This is a genomic window from Streptomyces chlorus (assembly GCF_042655885.1).
GTDB classification, from domain to species: Bacteria; Actinomycetota; Actinomycetes; order Streptomycetales; family Streptomycetaceae; genus Streptomyces; species Streptomyces chlorus.
Map to the genome: position 1 here is coordinate 14570 of NZ_JBHSOA010000005.1, position 16439 is coordinate 31008.

General features: G+C 72.9%; 11 protein-coding genes. 6 read left to right on the forward strand and 5 right to left on the reverse strand.

Annotated features, from left to right (window positions below):
* Positions 1–14: 14 nt before the first annotated feature.
* From ACFPZI_RS02680 to ACFPZI_RS02690, 3 genes are all read right to left on the reverse strand, one after another.
* A complete protein-coding gene (locus tag ACFPZI_RS02680; RefSeq protein ID WP_381357642.1) occupies positions 15–1562 on the reverse strand; it encodes a DUF5719 family protein in 1548 nt (515 codons plus the stop codon).
* Entirely contained in the window at positions 1559–5419 is a 3861-nt protein-coding gene (locus tag ACFPZI_RS02685; protein ID WP_381357645.1) for a glycosyltransferase, read from the reverse strand. The genes ACFPZI_RS02680 and ACFPZI_RS02685 overlap by 4 nt, the downstream gene beginning before the upstream one ends.
* A gap of 266 nt (positions 5420–5685) precedes the next feature.
* Positions 5686–5949 (reverse strand): WhiB family transcriptional regulator, encoded by a 264-nt coding sequence (locus tag ACFPZI_RS02690; RefSeq protein ID WP_381357648.1) that lies wholly within the window; start codon positions 5947–5949, stop codon positions 5686–5688.
* Between the two features lie 771 nt (positions 5950–6720).
* On the opposite strand from ACFPZI_RS02690, the gene ACFPZI_RS02695 reads away from it, so the two are divergent.
* The 4 genes from ACFPZI_RS02695 (at position 6721) to ACFPZI_RS02710 (ending at position 10864) form a co-directional block, all read left to right on the forward strand.
* On the forward strand, positions 6721–7230 hold the full coding sequence (locus ACFPZI_RS02695) for a cysteine dioxygenase (protein ID WP_381357651.1): 510 nt from the start codon (positions 6721–6723) through the stop codon (positions 7228–7230).
* A 117-nt stretch (positions 7231–7347) separates the two neighbouring features.
* Positions 7348–8382: a 2-phospho-L-lactate transferase gene (locus ACFPZI_RS02700; protein ID WP_381357654.1), complete on the forward strand. Its 1035-nt coding sequence runs from the start codon at positions 7348–7350 to the stop codon at positions 8380–8382.
* Positions 8379–9731, forward strand: a complete 1353-nt coding sequence (locus tag ACFPZI_RS02705) for a coenzyme F420-0:L-glutamate ligase (RefSeq protein ID WP_381357657.1) — start codon at positions 8379–8381, stop codon at positions 9729–9731. Before ACFPZI_RS02700 ends, ACFPZI_RS02705 begins: the two co-directional genes overlap by 4 nt.
* A gap of 98 nt (positions 9732–9829) precedes the next feature.
* Positions 9830–10864, forward strand: a complete 1035-nt coding sequence (locus ACFPZI_RS02710) for a DNA-3-methyladenine glycosylase family protein (protein ID WP_381357659.1) — start codon at positions 9830–9832, stop codon at positions 10862–10864.
* A gap of 128 nt (positions 10865–10992) precedes the next feature.
* Here the strand turns inward: ACFPZI_RS02710 and manB are convergent, their stop codons facing one another.
* Both manB and ACFPZI_RS02720 read right to left on the reverse strand, forming a co-directional pair.
* A complete protein-coding gene (gene manB, locus ACFPZI_RS02715) occupies positions 10993–12075 on the reverse strand; it encodes a mannose-1-phosphate guanylyltransferase (protein ID WP_381357660.1) in 1083 nt (360 codons plus the stop codon).
* A gap of 132 nt (positions 12076–12207) precedes the next feature.
* On the reverse strand, positions 12208–13752 hold the full coding sequence (locus tag ACFPZI_RS02720) for an N-acetylmuramoyl-L-alanine amidase (protein ID WP_381357663.1): 1545 nt from the start codon (positions 13750–13752) through the stop codon (positions 12208–12210).
* A gap of 129 nt (positions 13753–13881) precedes the next feature.
* Between ACFPZI_RS02720 and ACFPZI_RS02725 the strand changes: the two genes are divergently transcribed.
* Together ACFPZI_RS02725 and ACFPZI_RS02730 are read left to right on the forward strand one after the other, a co-directional pair.
* Complete coding sequence (locus ACFPZI_RS02725; protein ID WP_381357666.1) at positions 13882–14637, forward strand: TIGR03089 family protein; 756 nt, start codon at positions 13882–13884, stop codon at positions 14635–14637.
* A 347-nt stretch (positions 14638–14984) separates the two neighbouring features.
* A complete protein-coding gene (locus ACFPZI_RS02730) occupies positions 14985–16274 on the forward strand; it encodes an LCP family protein (RefSeq protein ID WP_381357669.1) in 1290 nt (429 codons plus the stop codon).
* The last annotated feature ends 165 nt before the right edge of the window (positions 16275–16439 follow it).

Here is a 16439-nt window from a genome sequence, read left to right on the forward strand (position 1 = left end):
GCTTCTGACAGTTCCTACTTCTGCAGGACCGACAGGTCCTCCTCCGCCTGCGGTACCGCCACCATGCCCCGGTCGTCGGGGAGGGTCTGGACGGTGAAGGCGGGGACGCCGTCGTCCGGGGCGGTGAGGGTCCGGGAGGCGTAGACGGGGGCGTCGTCCGACTCGGGCTCGACCGTCAGCGCGTACGTGCCCTTGACGTCGTCCGGGACCGGGACCTCGATGTTCTGGGTGGTACCGGCCTTGATCGTGTACGTCTCGGTCGCCGACGTACCGCCCTCGGTGCCCGCGGACACGGTGACCTTGACCTTGGCGGCACCCTCGGGTGCGGTCACGGCGAGGGTGCTGCCCTTGGCCGTGTTGTCGACGGACGTCGCCCGCAGGCCGACCTCGCGGGCCGCCGGGACGAAGGCCGACTCCTGGTTGTCGCCCTTGCCACGCAGCACCCGGACGGCCGCCACGACGGGCACCGAGCGGTCCGTCGGCGTGAGGACCAGGGAGCCCGCCTCGCCACGCGTGACGTCGCCGAGGTCGACGGCGGTCGTCATCCCGCCCTTCACATGCACCGTCTCGTTGCCGGCCGGTGTGATCAGCCCGGAGGGCGACGCGAGCTGCACCTTCAGGTCGGCGTCGACATTGCCGGGGGTGAAGACGACCAGGCGTACGGCGGTGGCGTCCTTGGGGATGCCGGGCAGGACCAGGCTGCCCGCCGGATCGGCCGACGCGGCCAGCCAGTCCCCGCCGAGCGAGTTGTCCAGGGCCTGCACGGCCGCGCCGACCCGCCCGCTGCGGACGACGACGTGGACCGTCACATCGGTCTGCTCCTCGTCGGTGAGCGTGGACAGCAGCACCGGTTCGGAGGAGTGCGGCTTGACCGTGATGCCCTCCCCCGTCTCGGTCTCGAGAGCGCCGTCCTTGCCGTAGACCTCGATGTCCACGACGGCGGCGGAGTCGTCGGGGTTGGTCAGGTGGACGTAGTCGGTGCGCTCGGTCGCGGTGCTCGCACCGGGGAACCAGAATTCCGTGTCCGGGGCGGTGCAGGTGACGCCCTGGAGGCCCCGGCCGGTGCCCGCGGCGACCTCGGTGGTCTGCTGCACGGTCCAGCCGGGAGCGAAGCGGCCCTCGGCGGTGCCGAGGAGCGCGGGTTCCTCGCCTCCGGAGACGTCCGCGGTGACCGGCTCGCCGGGCTCCTTCTTGTGCTCCAGCACCGGCTTCTCGGGCTTCTCAGGCTTCGCGGACTCGGCGGACTTCTCCCCGTCGCCGCCCTTCTCGCCGTCCTCCGTGCCCTCCTCCGCGGGCTGTCCCGCGATGGCCGGCCGGAGTGCGGCGCTGCCCTCGCTCTCCGTGCCCTTCGTGACGGGCGTGAAGGACGTGTACGTCGTCTCGGCGAGGTCGGAGCTGCTGGGCGTCGGGCACAGCAGGCTCGAGCGTTCCACGGGCAGGCGGACCGCCGTCGCGACGCCGTCGTCCGCGGCCGTGGGATCCGGCGCGGTCAGGACGGCGAAGCCGGTGACGGCGGCGAGCGCGGTGGCTCCCGCGATCAGGGACAGGGTGGTGCGGTTCACTGCTGGCTCCCGTCGGGACGCTCACTGCCCGGGTGGGGGCGGTGCGGCTGCTCGGGGTCGTACGACGCCTCGTAGCCCTGCGCGTAGGTCTGGTCGTAGCCGTCGTAACCCTCGTAGCCCTGTCCGTACGCCGACGGGTCGTACGTCGCCGGGTCGTACTGCGGCTGCTGGGGCGTGCCGTCGTAGGCGTACGGGTCGTACTGGCCACCCTGACCGCCCTGGCCGCCCTGGCCGCCCTGGCCGCCCTGGTACGGGTCCTCCTGGTACGGCTGTCCGTAACCGTCCGTCGCGTACTGCTGTTGCTGTTGCTGTTGCTGTTGCTGCTGATCCTGTTGCTGCTCCTGTTGCGATGGCGGCTGCTGCTGTTCCTGCGGGTACGAGGCGGCGGTGTAGGCGTCGTCGTACTCGGGGTTCGGATTCGGGTAGCTCGACGCGTCCCATTCGTCGTAGGGCCGCTGCTGCGGAAGGGCCACGGGCTGGGGCGGGGCGTCGAACTCGTCGTCCGCGCCCTCGGCCCCGCCGTCGTCCGCATCCCGGTCCGTGCCCGCCTCCTCGGCGGCCGCGGCTTCCGCCTCGGCCTGGGCGCGCAGGCGGCGGGCGCGGCGGCCGTCGCCGGCGAGTGCCTCGGCGGGGACGTCCGGTTCCTCGGGCAGGTCGTCGTCGACGTCGCGGCGGCGGCCGGGCAGGGCGAGCACGACGAGGACGACGGCGAGCAGACCCTGCGCCCACAGCCAGGCGGTGTGGGTGAACGACTCCTCGTAGGTGACGACCAGCTGTCCGCCGGTGGCGGGGAGCTGGAAGCCCTGGGCCCAGCCGTCGACCGTGGTGCGGGTCAGCGGCTTGCCGTCGAGGGTGGCGGTCCAGCCGTCGGCCGCGGCGTCGGCCAGGCGCAGGACGCGTCCCCCGGCGCCGTCGGGGATCTCGGTGCTGATCTCGACGGGTCCGGCGGCCACGGCCTGCGGCTCGCCGCCCTCGCCGCCCTTGGCGGGGACGATGGTCGCGCGGGCCACGTTCTGGTCGACGCGCCACAGCGCGCCGCCCGCCTGCTGGCTGAGCCGGGTCAGACCGGGCGTGGCGTCCAGGACACGGGTGACGTCGCGGGGCGCGCCCGGGTGGACGAGGACGTAGCGCACCGCGAATCCGCCGAGCTGGTCGGCCTGGTCGGCGCCGGAGCCGGCGACGAGGTTGGCGACGACCTTGTCGAGCCCGGTGTTCACACCGGCCGAGGCGGCGATCTCTGCATCGCCCATGCGGGCACCGGAGCCGCGGACCAGCACGTAGTCGACGCGGGCGGCGGAGTCGCTGTCGAGGACGAGGGTGCGGGCCTGGTCGCGGGTGCCGCTCTCCTCGGCGACGAACGCGGGCACCTGCACGGGATCGCGCCGCGCGAGCGGTCCGTCGGCGCCGCGGAGCACCCAGCCGGCGGCGACCAGCAGCGGGCCGGCCGCGCAGGCGAGGGCGATCAGCACGGCGACCGGCTGGCGCCAGCCGAAGCTCTGCTCGGCGACCCGCGAGCGCGCCCCGTCGGCGCCGAGCGTGGCCGCGGCCAGCAGGGCGATGCCGTGGACGAGCGTCGCGGGCCCGGCCCAGGTGGAGCCGTTGGACAGGACCGCGAAGACGAGTCCGACCAGGGCGACCGCCCAGGCGGCGCGGATGGCGAGCAGGCGCTCGGAGCGGAGCAGGGCCGCGAGGGCGGCGAGCACGAGGCCGATGAGTACCAGCCCGCCGGCCGCCCCGGGGCCGCCGGGGCTCGCGCCGAGCAGGTCGAGGGCGGAGGCGGCGGAGGCGCCGTACTCCAGGCCCGCCTCCTGGAAGAAGCCGAACGGGAGCAGCGACAGCGACCAGGGGGCGAGGACCAGCAGCGGGGTGCCGAGCTGGGCCAGGAAACGGAGCCCGTACGCCGGGAGGTCGGACCTGCGCAGGGCGAGGACGCCGAGGCCGAGGACCAGGGCGATGGGCCAGACGATCGGGGTGAACGCGGTGGTGAGGGTCAGCAGCAGCGCGTACGCCCAGGTCGCGCGCCAACTGCCGCGGACGCCGGGGGCGTGGGTGAGCCCGCCGGCAGCGATGCCCGCGCGGGCGATCAGCGGCAGCAGGACGGCGAGCACGGCGGTGCCGATCCGGCCGCCGGCGAGGGCGCCCGCGACGGCGGGCAGGAAGGCGTAGGCGATGGCGGCCCAGGCGCGCAGCAGCCGGGACTCGACGAGCGGGCGGGAGGCGAAGTACGCGCTGAGGCCGGCCAGCGGCACCGAGCCGATGAGCAGGACCGTCACGACGAGCCCGGTCGAGCCGAGCATCAGGGTGGCCAGGGACGCCACGAGGGCGAGGTAGGGCGGTGCGGAACCGGTGCCGCCGGCGCCCACCGCGTGCCAGGTGTCCGTGTACCGCGCCCACAGTTCGCCGGAGCCGGCGGGGGCGGGCAGCAGGGCGCCGCCCGCGAGCGCGCCGCTGCCGAGGAGGGCGCGGCAGGCCGCGAGGGAGACGAGCAGCAGGAGCAGGAAGAGCACCGGGCCGGGTTTGCGGGCGATCCGCTTGAGCCGGGCGAACTGCTCGACCTCGATGAAGTCGGCGTCGTCCCCGCCGGGTCCGGACTCGACGGCGCCGCCGTGCCGTCCGGCGCCGGTGGTGGCCTCGGGGTCGGAGCGGCCGACGAGGTCGCCCGCGGCCTGTTCGACGGTGACGCGGACGGTCGCGCCGGGCGGCGGGAACAGCGCCCGCAGTTCGCCCTTGTCGATCTGCGGGCTGCCCCGGCGGCGCCGTCCGGCGAGGATGCGTTCGGGCCGCAGCAGGGTACCCACGAGGCCGCGTATCTCGTCGACGGCCTGCCCCGGGACCTTGCCGACGAGATAGGCGAAGGTCCGCAGCACGGTGCCGAGGACGAGCCGCAGCAGCACCCAGGGCAGTGTCGCGGTACGGGTGTTGACGAGCAGGGTGTGGACGGCGCCCGCCTTGTCCACCTTGTGCGGGGAGGCGGCGGTGCGGCCCACGCAGTCGACGGCGCGGCGCTCACGGGAGGCGGCCTCGGCATGCCGTACGACCGCGTCGGGGGCGACCAGGACCCGGTGTCCGGCCGCGTGCGCGCGCCAGCACAGGTCGACGTCGTCCCGCATCAGGGGCAGATGCCGGTCGAATCCGCCGAGTTCGTCGAAGACATCGCGGCGGATCAGCATGCCGGCGGTGGACACCGACAGGACGGACCGGACCTGGTCGTGCTGGCCCTGGTCCTGTTCGCGGCGGTCCAGGCCGGTCCAGCGGCGGCCGGAGTTGGCGATGGAGACACCGACCTCCAGCAGCTGCCGGCGGTCGTACCAGCCGCGGAGCTTGGGGCCGACGACGGCTACGTCGTCACGGCCGGCTTCGTACTCGTTCTCCACGACGCCCAGCAGGCGGGCCAGCGCGTCGGGTTCGGGGGCGCAGTCGTCGTGCAGCAGCCACAGCCACTGCACCGGCTCCCCGTGCGGGAGGTCGGGCAGGTCGTACGCGTCGTCGTGCCAGCTGCGCGTGACCGGGTCCCAGCCGCTGGGCCGCTTCAGGTAGGGCAGGTCGTCCGGGGTGAGGTGCGGCGCGGCACGGTGGCACTCCTCGACGGCCTGGCCGAAGCCGGTGCGCCGGGCGAGGTGCAGGACGTGGTCGTCGCCGAGGGCTTCGGTGACCAGCCGGGCGGAGTCGTCCGCGCTGCCTGTGTCGGCTCCCATGGCGAACTGGACGGTGCGCTCCTGGCCGAGTAGCCCGGCGAGCGCGTCGGGCAGCCAGCGGGCTCCGTCATGGGAGACGAGGACCGCGGTCACCACATGACGCGGGAACTCTGGTGCGGCAGCGGCGTCTTGACGGGCTGCCGGGTGACTGTGCACGGACATCGAGGTACGGGCCCCGGTTCAGTGGACTGTGGGGGACGCCCGTGCCCGGTGGGGGCGGCGTGGCGTCTCGGACGAGCAACCACACTATCGGCTGAACAACAAGGCGGCCCGCCGCCTGTGGACAACCCACACGCGACGGGCCGTAAGCGATACATGCCGGATGTATGCGCACACCCGGCATGTATGACGTATGTAAGAACAAGGCGCGCACGCGGATGTCACGACCGAGGCACGCACGCGGATGGACGCGTGCGAAGTGCCGCCCCTCAGACGGCGGCCTTCTTCAGTCTGCGGCGCTCCCGCTCGGACAGGCCGCCCCAGATGCCGAAGCGTTCGTCGTTGGCAAGGGCGTATTCGAGGCACTCGGAGCGGACCTCACAAGCGAGGCAGACCTTCTTGGCCTCCCGGGTGGAACCGCCCTTCTCGGGAAAGAACGACTCGGGGTCGGTCTGGGCGCACAGCGCGTGCTCCTGCCAGCCGATTTCCTCGTCCGCGTCGTCGACCAGCAGTTGCTGCACCAGCTCCGTCATGTGCGCCCCTCGTCCGTCTTTCGCGTCCCCGTGATGCTGTCGTTACCGATTCCGGCCGAACGACACGAGTGAAATTACAAGTGTGCTCATCCGGGCGAGTCAAGCCGAGATCTGCTATTGGCCCCCTTATTCACTCTGCGGAACCAAGCCCAAGCCGAAAGTGTTCAAATCGCCATAAACGTTGACGCATGGGCGGGCCGCACGAGCGACCCGCCCCGCGCGGACCGTTCACGGAGTGAGACGCCCGGTCGATCGATCCCGTTGACACACCAACGCCACAGCGACCCGGATCACATTCGGATCACAGGACCGCAACGGCACTTGTGCGCCCGGCCATGTGCGCCTTGTGTCCCCGGAATCACGTGAGCAAACCTTTCGTCTCGCAGTGAACCGGATGGGGTGAACCGTGCCCACGATCCGTGGGTCGAGTTGACACTGAAGGCATGAGCCGCTGTCCTTATGGGCATGCTCGCGAACTTGGCACTCACCTCGACCCGCTCCGCCGGGTCCCTCGGTGCTGCCCGCGCTCGCTGTAGCTGTCGCTGTTCCGGTTGTTGAGCCCAACGCGCTCCTGCCCTTCGAGTCACCCTCGACTCGACCGCTGTTTCCTCCGCTCCCATCAGGGCACTTCTCGCCGCCGTCCGTGACCCGGACACACGCGGCACGTCGTCTCCGGCAGGCCGGCTCTCCGCGCGGCCTCGCCCGACGGCCTCACCCCACTGCTTCCCCCCTACTTCCCGACCGCTTCTCCGCCGAGGAACCACCGCATCCATGAACAGCGACAGTGACCTCCAGATCGCCGGCGACATCCTCGAAGTACCGCACCTCCTGCAGACCCCGCGCGAGCACCCGGCCACCGTCGCCGAGTTCGTCGGCCTGGCCCGTTCCCTCGCCGCCGACCGGTCCCAGTGGGAGCACCTGGTGCGGTACGACGCGAGCAGCCGCTGGTACCACCGGCTCCTCGCGGCACCCGGCTACGAGGTGTGGCTGCTGTCCTGGGTGCCCGGCCAGGGCAGCGGACTGCACGACCACGGCCGCTCCTCCGGTGTCCTGACCGTCCTGGACGGCACCCTCACCGAGCGCACCGAACGCGGCACCCGCGCGCTGACGACGGGCACGGAGAGGGTGTTCGCGCCGGGCTACGCACATGAGGTCGTCAATGACGCGCTGGAGCCGGCGGTCAGCCTGCACGTGTACTACCCGGGCCTGACCGAGATGCCGATGCACCCGGCCGCCCCGCACTGCGAGGCGCGTACGGAGCCCCGGACGCTGACCGCCTGACCCACCCCCCGCACGCCCTCTGCACGCACCCCTGCCCGGCCGCGGGCCTGACCTCGTGCGTGACCGACCGCCCGACACGGTGCCGCGACCCGCCCTGCGGCTGACAGACTGTTTCCCATGCGCATTGTGGTTCTGGCAGGCGGCATCGGCGGTGCCCGTTTCCTTCGCGGTCTGAAGCGGGCCGTGCCGGACGCGGACATCACGGTCATCGGCAACACCGGGGACGACATCCACCTCTTCGGGCTGAAGGTCTGCCCGGACCTCGACACGGTGATGTACACCCTCGGCGACGGCATCGACGAGGAGCGGGGCTGGGGGCGGACCGACGAGAGCTTCCGACTCAAGGAGGAGCTCGCGGCGTACGGCGTCGGCCCGGGATGGTTCGGACTCGGCGACCGGGACTTCGCCACGCACATCGTGCGGACGCAGATGCTCGCCGCCGGCTATCCGCTGAGCGCGGTGACGGAGGCCCTCTGCGACCGCTGGCAGCCGGGCGTCCGGCTGATCCCGATGACCGACGACCGCGTGGAGACGCATGTCGCCGTCACCCTGCCCGAGGGCGACCCGGCGGCGGGGCCGTCGGCGGGGTCCGGGGCCGGGGAAACCCCGCCGGGCTCCGCGGCGGGCTCCGGTACACGCAAGGTGATCCACTTCCAGGAGTACTGGGTGCGGCTGCGGGCGTCGGTCCCGGCCGAGGCGGTGGTGCCGGTCGGCGCGGAGCAGGCGAAGCCGGCGCCGGGTGTGCTGGAGGCGATCGCCGCGGCCGACGTGATCCTCTTCCCGCCGTCCAACCCGGTCGTCTCCATCGGCACGATCCTCGCCGTCCCCGGCATCCGGGAGGCGATCGCCGAGGCGGGCGTGCCGGTGGTCGGCCTGTCGCCGATCGTCGGCAACGCGCCCGTGCGCGGCATGGCCGACAAGGTGCTCGCGGCGGTCGGCGTCGAATCCACGGCGTGGGCGGTGGCCGAGCACTACGGCTCGGGCCTGCTGGACGGCTGGCTGGTCGACACGGTCGACGCGGCCGGTGTGCAGCGCATCGAGGAGGCGGGGATCCGCTGCCGGGCCGTGCCCCTGATGATGACCGACGCCGACGCCACCGCGCGGATGGCCCGGGAGGCGCTGGCACTCGCGGAGGAGGTGCGGGCGGTTTGAACGGCAAGCGTGTGCACGACGACGGCGTACCCGCGGGTGGCGCGGCGTCCGACGGATACCGGGTGTGGGCCGTCGCGGGACTGCCCGAGGTCCGGCAGGGGGACGACCTCGCGAAGCTGATCGCGGTCGCGGAGCCGGGGCTGGCCGACGGGGACGTGCTGCTCGTCACCTCCAAGATCGTCTCCAAGGCGGAGGGCCGGATCCTGGATGCCTCCGACCGGGAGGCCGCGATCGACGCGGAGACGGTACGGGTGGTGGCCCGGCGCGGTCCCCTGCGCATCGTCGAGAACCGGCAGGGCCTCGTCATGGCCGCGGCCGGGGTCGACGCCTCCAACACGCCCTCGGGCACGGTGCTGTTGCTCCCCGAGGATCCGGACGCGTCCGCGCGGGCGATCCGCGAGGGCCTGCGGGACGCCCTCGGGGTCACGGTCGGTGTGCTCGTCACCGACACCTTCGGACGCCCCTGGCGGACGGGGCTGACGGACGTCGCGATCGGCGCCGCGGGCGTCCACGTCCTGGACGACCTGCGCGGCGGGACGGACGCGTACGGCAATCCGCTGAGCGCCACCGTGGTCGCCACCGCCGACGAACTCGCCGCGGCGGGCGACCTGGTCAAGGGCAAGGCCGCAGGCCTGCCGGTGGCCGTCGTACGCGGGCTGTCCGCCCTGGTGACGGCCGACGACGAGCACGGCGAGGGTGCGCGGGCCATGGTCCGCGACTCCCGCGACGACATGTTCCGCCTCGGCACGTCGGAGGCGGTACGGCAGGCGGTGACCCAGCGCCGCACGGTACGGGCCTTCACCGACGAGCCGGTCGACCCGGGAGCGGTGCGCCGCGCGGTGGCCGCGGCCGTGACGGCTCCGGCGCCGCACCACACCACCCCGTGGCGCTTCGTCCTGCTGGAGTCGCGGGAGTCCCGGACCCGGCTGCTCGACGCGATGCGGGACGCCTGGATCGCGGACCTGCGCCGTGACGGCAAGTCGGAGGAGTCCGTCGCCAAGCGGGTCCGCCGCGGCGACGTCCTGCGCAACGCGCCCTGCCTGGTCGTGCCCTGCCTGGTCATGGAGGGCTCGCACACCTACGGGGACGCGCGGCGGGACGGTGCGGAGCGGGAGATGTTCGTGGTCGCGACGGGTGCCGGCGTGCAGAACTTCCTGGTCGCGCTGGCCGGTGAACGGCTGGGCTCGGCGTGGGTGTCGTCGACGATGTTCTGCCGGGACGTGGTCCGCGAGGTCCTGGACCTGCCCACGGGCTGGGACCCGATGGGCGCGGTGGCGGTGGGCCACCCCGCCGGGGAACCGCGGCCGCGGCCAAAGCGGGACGCGGCCGCGTTCATCGCCGTGCGATGAGCCGGACGGGACGCGCGGGGCGCCTACCCTCGTAGGAGTCCCGCCTTCCCCTACCTCCGCACCACCACACCTCCGCCCCCTCCCCCCGGGACCCCTCCGTGGCAGGACGTTTCGCTCCCCGACCCACCCCCCGACCTGCTTCCCACCCCGCTCGTACGAGCGTGCGAGGCGGGCGGGCCGCCGACCCGGCGGGGGTGCCGCGGCAGGTATCGGCCCCGGACGCCCCGTCGTCGGTCCGGACGTGGGTGCCGGACGGGCCGCTGGACCTCGGGCTGGTCCTCGGGCCGCTGCGGCGCGGGTCCGGGGACCCGACGTTCCGCGCGCTGCCGGACGGTTCCGTGTGGCGGACGAGCCTGACACCCGCCGGACCGGGAACGCTGCGGGTGACGCGGCACGCCGGCGAAGTACGGGGCGAGGCGTGGGGAGCGGGGGCCGGGTGGTTCCTGGACCGGCTGCCGGACCTGCTCGGCGCCGCCGACGACCCGGCGGCGTTCGTCCCCCGGCACAAGCTGCTGGCGCTCACCCGGCACCGACGGCCGGGCCTGCGGCTGGCCCGGGCCGGGCTGGTGCTGGAGTCGTTGATCCCGTCGGTCCTGGAGCAGAAGGTCACCACCGGTGAGGCGTACCGGGCGTGGCGGCTGCTGGTACGGAAGTACGGGGCGCCGGCCCCGGGGCCGGCGCCCGAGCGGATGGCGGTCATGCCGTCGCCCCGGACCTGGGCGCTGATCCCTTCCTGGGAGTGGCACCGGGCCGGTGTCGACAACAAGCGGGCGTCCACGGTGCTGCGGGCGGTGCGGGTCGCGGCGCGGCTGGAGGAGGCGGCCGGGATGGCTCCGGCGGCGGCGCGGGCGCGGCTGGAGCTGGTGTCGGGCATCGGGCCGTGGACGTCGGCGGAGACGGTGCAGCGCAGTCACGGCGCGCCGGACGAGGTGACCACGGGGGACCTGCACCTGCCGGGCATCGTGGGGTGGGCGCTGGCCGGGGACCGGTACGCGGACGACGCGGCGATGCTGGAACTGCTGGAGCCGTATGCCGGTCAGCGGCACCGGGCGGCCCGGCTGATCCTGCTGAACGGGAGAACGCCGGCGCGGCGGGCGCCGAAGATGCCGTACGGGGACATCGGACGACTGTGAGGCCCGCGCCTCCAGCCGTCCGAACCCTCCACCGAACCGCACGTGCGTCCGCACCGAAACCGCGCGCCCGGCCGCCTCGGCCACCGGGCTCCTCGGCTCCTCGGCTCCTCGGCTCCTCGGCTCCTCGGCTACTCGTCCGAGGAGAACCGCACCGACCCCGCCGGGATCCGCGCGTCGCACCAGACCCTGACCCCGTCCCGGAGTTCGTTGCGGGCGCCGACGACCGCGCCGTCGCCTATCACCGCCCCGGTGAGGACCGACCACTCCCCCACCCGCGCGCGCGTGCCGATCAGCGAGTCGGTGACGACCGCGCCGGGTTCGATGACCGCGCCCGGCAGGATCGTGCTGCCGAAGACGCGCGCGCCCTCCGCCACGAACGCGCCCTCCCCCACCACGGTCCCGCCCGCCAGCTTGGCGTCCGGTGCCACCCTCGCCGTCGGCAGGATCAGCCGGTCGCCGCAGCGCCCCGGGACCGCCGGGGACGGGGCACGGCCCAGCACCAGGTCCGCGGAGCCCCGCACGAAGGCCGCCGGGGTGCCGAGGTCCAGCCAGTACGTGGAGTCGACCAGACCCTGGAGATGGGCTCCGGCCGCCAGCAGGTCGGGGAACGTCTCCCGCTCCACCGACACCGGCCGGCCCGTCGGGATCGTGTCGATGACGGAGCGGCGGAAGACGTACGCCCCCGCGTTGATCTGGTCGGTGACGATCTCCTCGGGTGTCTGGGGTTTCTCCAGGAACGCCAGCACGCGGCCCGTGTCATCGGTGGGGACCAGGCCGTACGCCCGTGGGTCCGTCACCTTCGTCAGATGCAGCGAGACGTCTGCGCCCGTCGTTCGATGGGTGCGCACCAGCGCCCGGATGTCCAGGCCCGTGAGGATGTCGCCGTTGAAGATCAGCACCGGTTCGTCCGGACCGGAGTGCAGCCGGGAGGCGACGTTGCGGATGGCGCCGCCCGTGCCGAGCGGCTCCTCCTCCGTCACGTACTCGATGTGCAGCCCCAGCGACGAGCCGTCGCCGAAGTACGGTTCGAAGACCTCGGCCAGATAGGACGTGGCCAGGACGATGTGCTCGACGCCCGCCGCTCTCGCTCTCGCCAGCTGGTGCGTGAGGAAGGGCACCCCGGCCGCCCGGACCATGGGCTTCGGGGTGTGCACCGTGAGCGGGCGCAACCGTGTGCCCTTGCCGCCGACCAGGAGAATCGCTTCTGTCACCTGTCGTCTCCGCTTCCTGCCGGGACCGGCCGAACTGTTTTTCGGCCGGCCAGTGTATGCAGACCGTCGCACAGCGGTTTCGACGGCGGTGTCTCCGGCAGGAAGGAACCTGGGCCCGGCGGTCCGCCGTTCTCAGCGGCCCTGGTAACCGGCCGCCGCGGAGCGGGCGGTGCCGAGCTTGTCGTAGAGCTTCCCCCCTGGGCACTCGGTGTTGAACCCGTCCCGGTGACCGGAGATCACGTTCAGTCGTACCTTCGTGCCTTTTTCGTAGAGATTGCCACCACCGGACGTCAGATATGTCTTCTCGCTCGGATCCATGCCGTACAGCCCGAGCTTCCACGCGGCGAGCTGGGCGACGCCCGTCACTGCGACGGCCGGCGGTTTCGTGGAGTCGAAGGTGCCGAGAACCGCCACGCCCATGGTGTCGCTGTTGAACCCCAGAGTGTGGGCGCCCAGGACCGGGTTGGCCACTCCCCCGGCACGGCCCTCGTAGATCTTGCCGCACTTGTCGACGAGGAAGTTGTAGCCGATGTCCCGCCAGCCCATGCTTCCCGTGTGGTAGCGATAGATACTGCGGATGACCGAAGGAGCCTGCGCGCACGTGTAGTTGTTGCCGGTGGCGGTGTGGTGCACGAAGGCCGCGTCCACCTTGTCGGTGTACACGAAGCTCTTCTCCCGCAGGCTCTCGTCCGCACCCCACCCGCCGCGCGTGACGATGCCGGGGCGCGGGCCGATGTACGGCTTCGCCTGCGGCTGCCCGCCGGTGTTCTCCTGCCGCCCGGCCGCCTCGGTGCCGCGCAGGGCGCGGTACTCCTCCTCGGTCTCCGCCCGGGTCAGCGCCGGGATCTCGGTGGCGCCCAAGGGGACGAGCGGGGCGTTGGCAGCGGAGGCGGCGGTCGCCTCCGCACTCATCACACCGGTACGAGAGGCGTCCGCCGGGGTGCCCGCGGAGCCGTCGGCGGGGCGGCGACCGGGGTTCTCGTCGGTGCTTTCGTCGGGGCTCTCGGCAGCGCTGCCCTCGGGCGGGGTGGCCTCGGACGGAGCGTCCTCCCCTGGGTCGACGAGTTCGAGGCGCATCCCGGACGGCAGCAGCGGGGCGGCCTCCTTGACACCTTTCCCGGCGCCTTCCTCGGCGGTGGAACCGGCGGACTCGGAGCCGGCCTTCGGCTCCGGCTCCGAGTCGGGTCCGGCTTCCGCCCGGACCCGGATCTCCACCCCGTCCGACGCGCCCACCCACAGCGGCGCGGTGGCGCCGCGGACCCGGCCCGAGGTGCGTTCCGCGGTCTCGGGGTCGGCCGCGTGGTCGGCGTTGTGGGTCTCGATGTCCTGCCAGTCGGACCAGGCACCGGTGTCCGCCGCGCGGGCACGGACCTGGACCTGGCCGTGGAGTTCGGCGGCGGGGTCGTCCCAGATGACGCCGACGAGGGAGAAGTGCCGTACGGACCGCGGGGCGAGGCCGAACGTGGCGGCGCCGGAGGCACGGTCGGGGTCGAGGGGCTGCAGGGGCAGCGACTGGGTACTGCCGGGGGTACTGGACTCGGTCGTCACCGCTGTGCGTGTGACCGTCGGCGCCGTCCCACCCGGGCCCGCGGCCGCCGCGACGGCGGACGGGGCGAGGGGCAGGGCGAGTGCGGCCGCACAGGTGACACCGATGGAGGAAGCAAGAGTTCTCCGCATGCCCCTGAGCTTGGACATAGTCATACAAATCTGTCCATCGGGGGATTGACGGGCTGTCGGGCTTCGTTCCCCCGAACCGGTGCCCCGGGCACTCGGTGCGCGCGGCCGTGTCCGCGTACGCTTGCGCAGGTGAACGCCACCGACCGCACCCCCGCCGACCTGCTGGGTTCCGCGCTCGCCGCGGACCCGGGCCGCCCCCTGGTGACCTTCTACGACGACGCCACGGGCGAACGCGTCGAATTGTCCGTGGCCACCTTCGCCAATTGGGTGGCCAAGACCGCGAACCTCCTTCAGGACGAACTGGCCGCCGAGCCCGGTGACCGCGTGGCGCTGCTGCTGCCCGCGCACTGGCAGACGGCCGTGTGGCTGCTGGCGTGCGCGTCGGTGGGCGTGGTCGCGGACGTGTCCGGCGACCCTGCGGCGGCCGATGTCGTGGTGAGCGGGCCGGACGTGCTGGAGACCGCGCGGGTCTGCCCGGGCGCACGGATCGCGCTGGCCCTCAGGCCGCTCGGCGGACGGTTCCCGCAGCCTCCGGAGGGCTTCGTCGACTACGCCGTGGAGGTCCCGGGGCAGGGCGACCGGTTCGCACCGTACGCGCCGGTCGACCCCGAGGCGCCGGCCCTGATCGTGGCGGGCCGGGAGTTCACCGGGGCCGAGGTGGTGCAGCGGGCCCGCGCGGAGGCGACGGAGCTCGGGCTGACCGGACCGGCCTCGCGCATTCTGTCGGGGCTGCCGTACGACACCTGGGAGGGTCTCCACGCAGGCCTGTACGGGCCGCTGGCGACCGGCGGCTCGATGGTGCTGTGCCGGAACCTGGACCGGCTCGGGGACGACGCCCTGGACAAGCGGGTCGAGAGCGAACGGGTCACCGTCATCGCCCGCTGACGGCCTGCCCGTCCCGCCGCCGCACCCACACCCGCACCCCGGCGGAACCGGGACCGGCACCGGAACGGGACCAGGCCCGGACCGGTCGCCCAAACCGAACCCGCCGGGCCGTCCCCCGTCCGATACACCCCCTCCCCCGTTCGGCTCAGCAGCCCCCGCCGCCGCCGCGTATCGGGTTCATCGTCGTATCAGCGGCGCGCCCGACACGCGGCGCCTGCCGGGCGCGCCGGGCACCGCACGCCCCGACGCCCGTACACCCGTACACCGTCCCGTATTTCCTTGTGCCGTCCCGCAGTTCCGTATGCCACCACAGGCCGTCCCGTACGCAGTGAGGGGGTGGACCGGTCATGAGCGACACCGCAGGCGCGCCCCCCGCCGGCCCGACGGGCGGGGGCACCCTCGGGCCGGGGGCGGGGGCCTCGGCGAGCGGGGCGGGGCTGCCGCGGCGCAGACGACGGCGGTGGCTGGTCGGTGCCGGGCTCGGTGCCGCGGCACTGCTCGTCGTGACCGCCGGGGCCGGGTGGGCGGTGTACGTGAAGCTCGACGAGAACATCACCGCGGACGAGGCGGCCGCGGACGAGCTCGCGCGGTTCGAGAGGGAACGGCCCACGGCGCTGGTCAAGGACGCCCAGAACATCCTGCTGATCGGCTCGGACTCGCGATCCGGGGACGAGAACGGCCACTACGGCCGGGACCCGGGGACGGAGCGGTCCGACACCGTGATCCTGCTGCATCTGCCGGCGGGCCGGGGCAGCGCCACCGCGGTGTCCCTGCCCCGGGACCTGATGGTGGACGTGCCGGGCTGCCCGCGCCGGGACGGCACCCGCGCCGAGCCCGTGTTCACGATGTTCAACCAGGCCTTCCAGCAGGGTGGTTCGGCCTGCGCCATCCGCACCGTGGAGAAACTCACCGGCATTCGCGTGGACCATCACGTCGTCGTGGACTTCCACGGCTTCAAGGAGATGGTCGAGGCGGTCGACGGCGTCGAGGTGTGTCTGCGCGAACCCATTGACGACAAGGCGGCCAAACTGAAGCTGCCCGCGGGCCGGGTGACCCTGAACGGGGAACAGGCCCTCGGCTATGTCCGCGCCCGCAAGTCTCTCGGTGACGGCAGCGATACGCACCGTATGGAACGTCAGCAGCGGTTCCTCGGGGCGCTCGTCAACAAGGCGAGCGGCAATGACGTTCTGCTGAATCCGGCCAAGTTGTATCCCGTTCTGAACGCGGCCACTTCGGCACTGACGACCGACCCGGGACTGGCGAGTCTGCGGGGTTTGTACGAACTCGTCCGCGGACTCCGCGGCATCCCCACGGAACGCGTGCAATTCCTCACCGTCCCCCGGGAGCCGTACGCGAAAGACGTCAATCGGGACCAGCTTTCACAGCCCGCGGCGGAGGAACTGTTCGAGCGGCTGCGCAGGGACGCACCGGTCACGGTCGCACAGAGCACGGCGCGGAGTTCCGTCGCGGAAGCCGGGTCCGGCACTCTGTCCGGGAATCCGGACGGTGAAAACACGGAGAGTAGCGAAAAGGTCACTCGAAATGAATCCGGGGAGCAGCCGGGGGAAGCGCCCGAAGCGGCTTCCCCCGCACCGACGTTCCCCGGGAACACGGCCGCCGAGGACGCCTGCGAGTAAAGCCGGCTCTCAGGTGACCCCCGGACTGTGAAGTCATGTCAGGGGATATGAGTGAATTGCCCAGTTGTATGGATGTGGAATGTGCCACGGGCGTCGCCGAAGGCCGTTCCGTGCCGTTAGTGTGAGCGCTCCCGGTGCGCGCGTTCCTGAGATTCACCCAGCAGT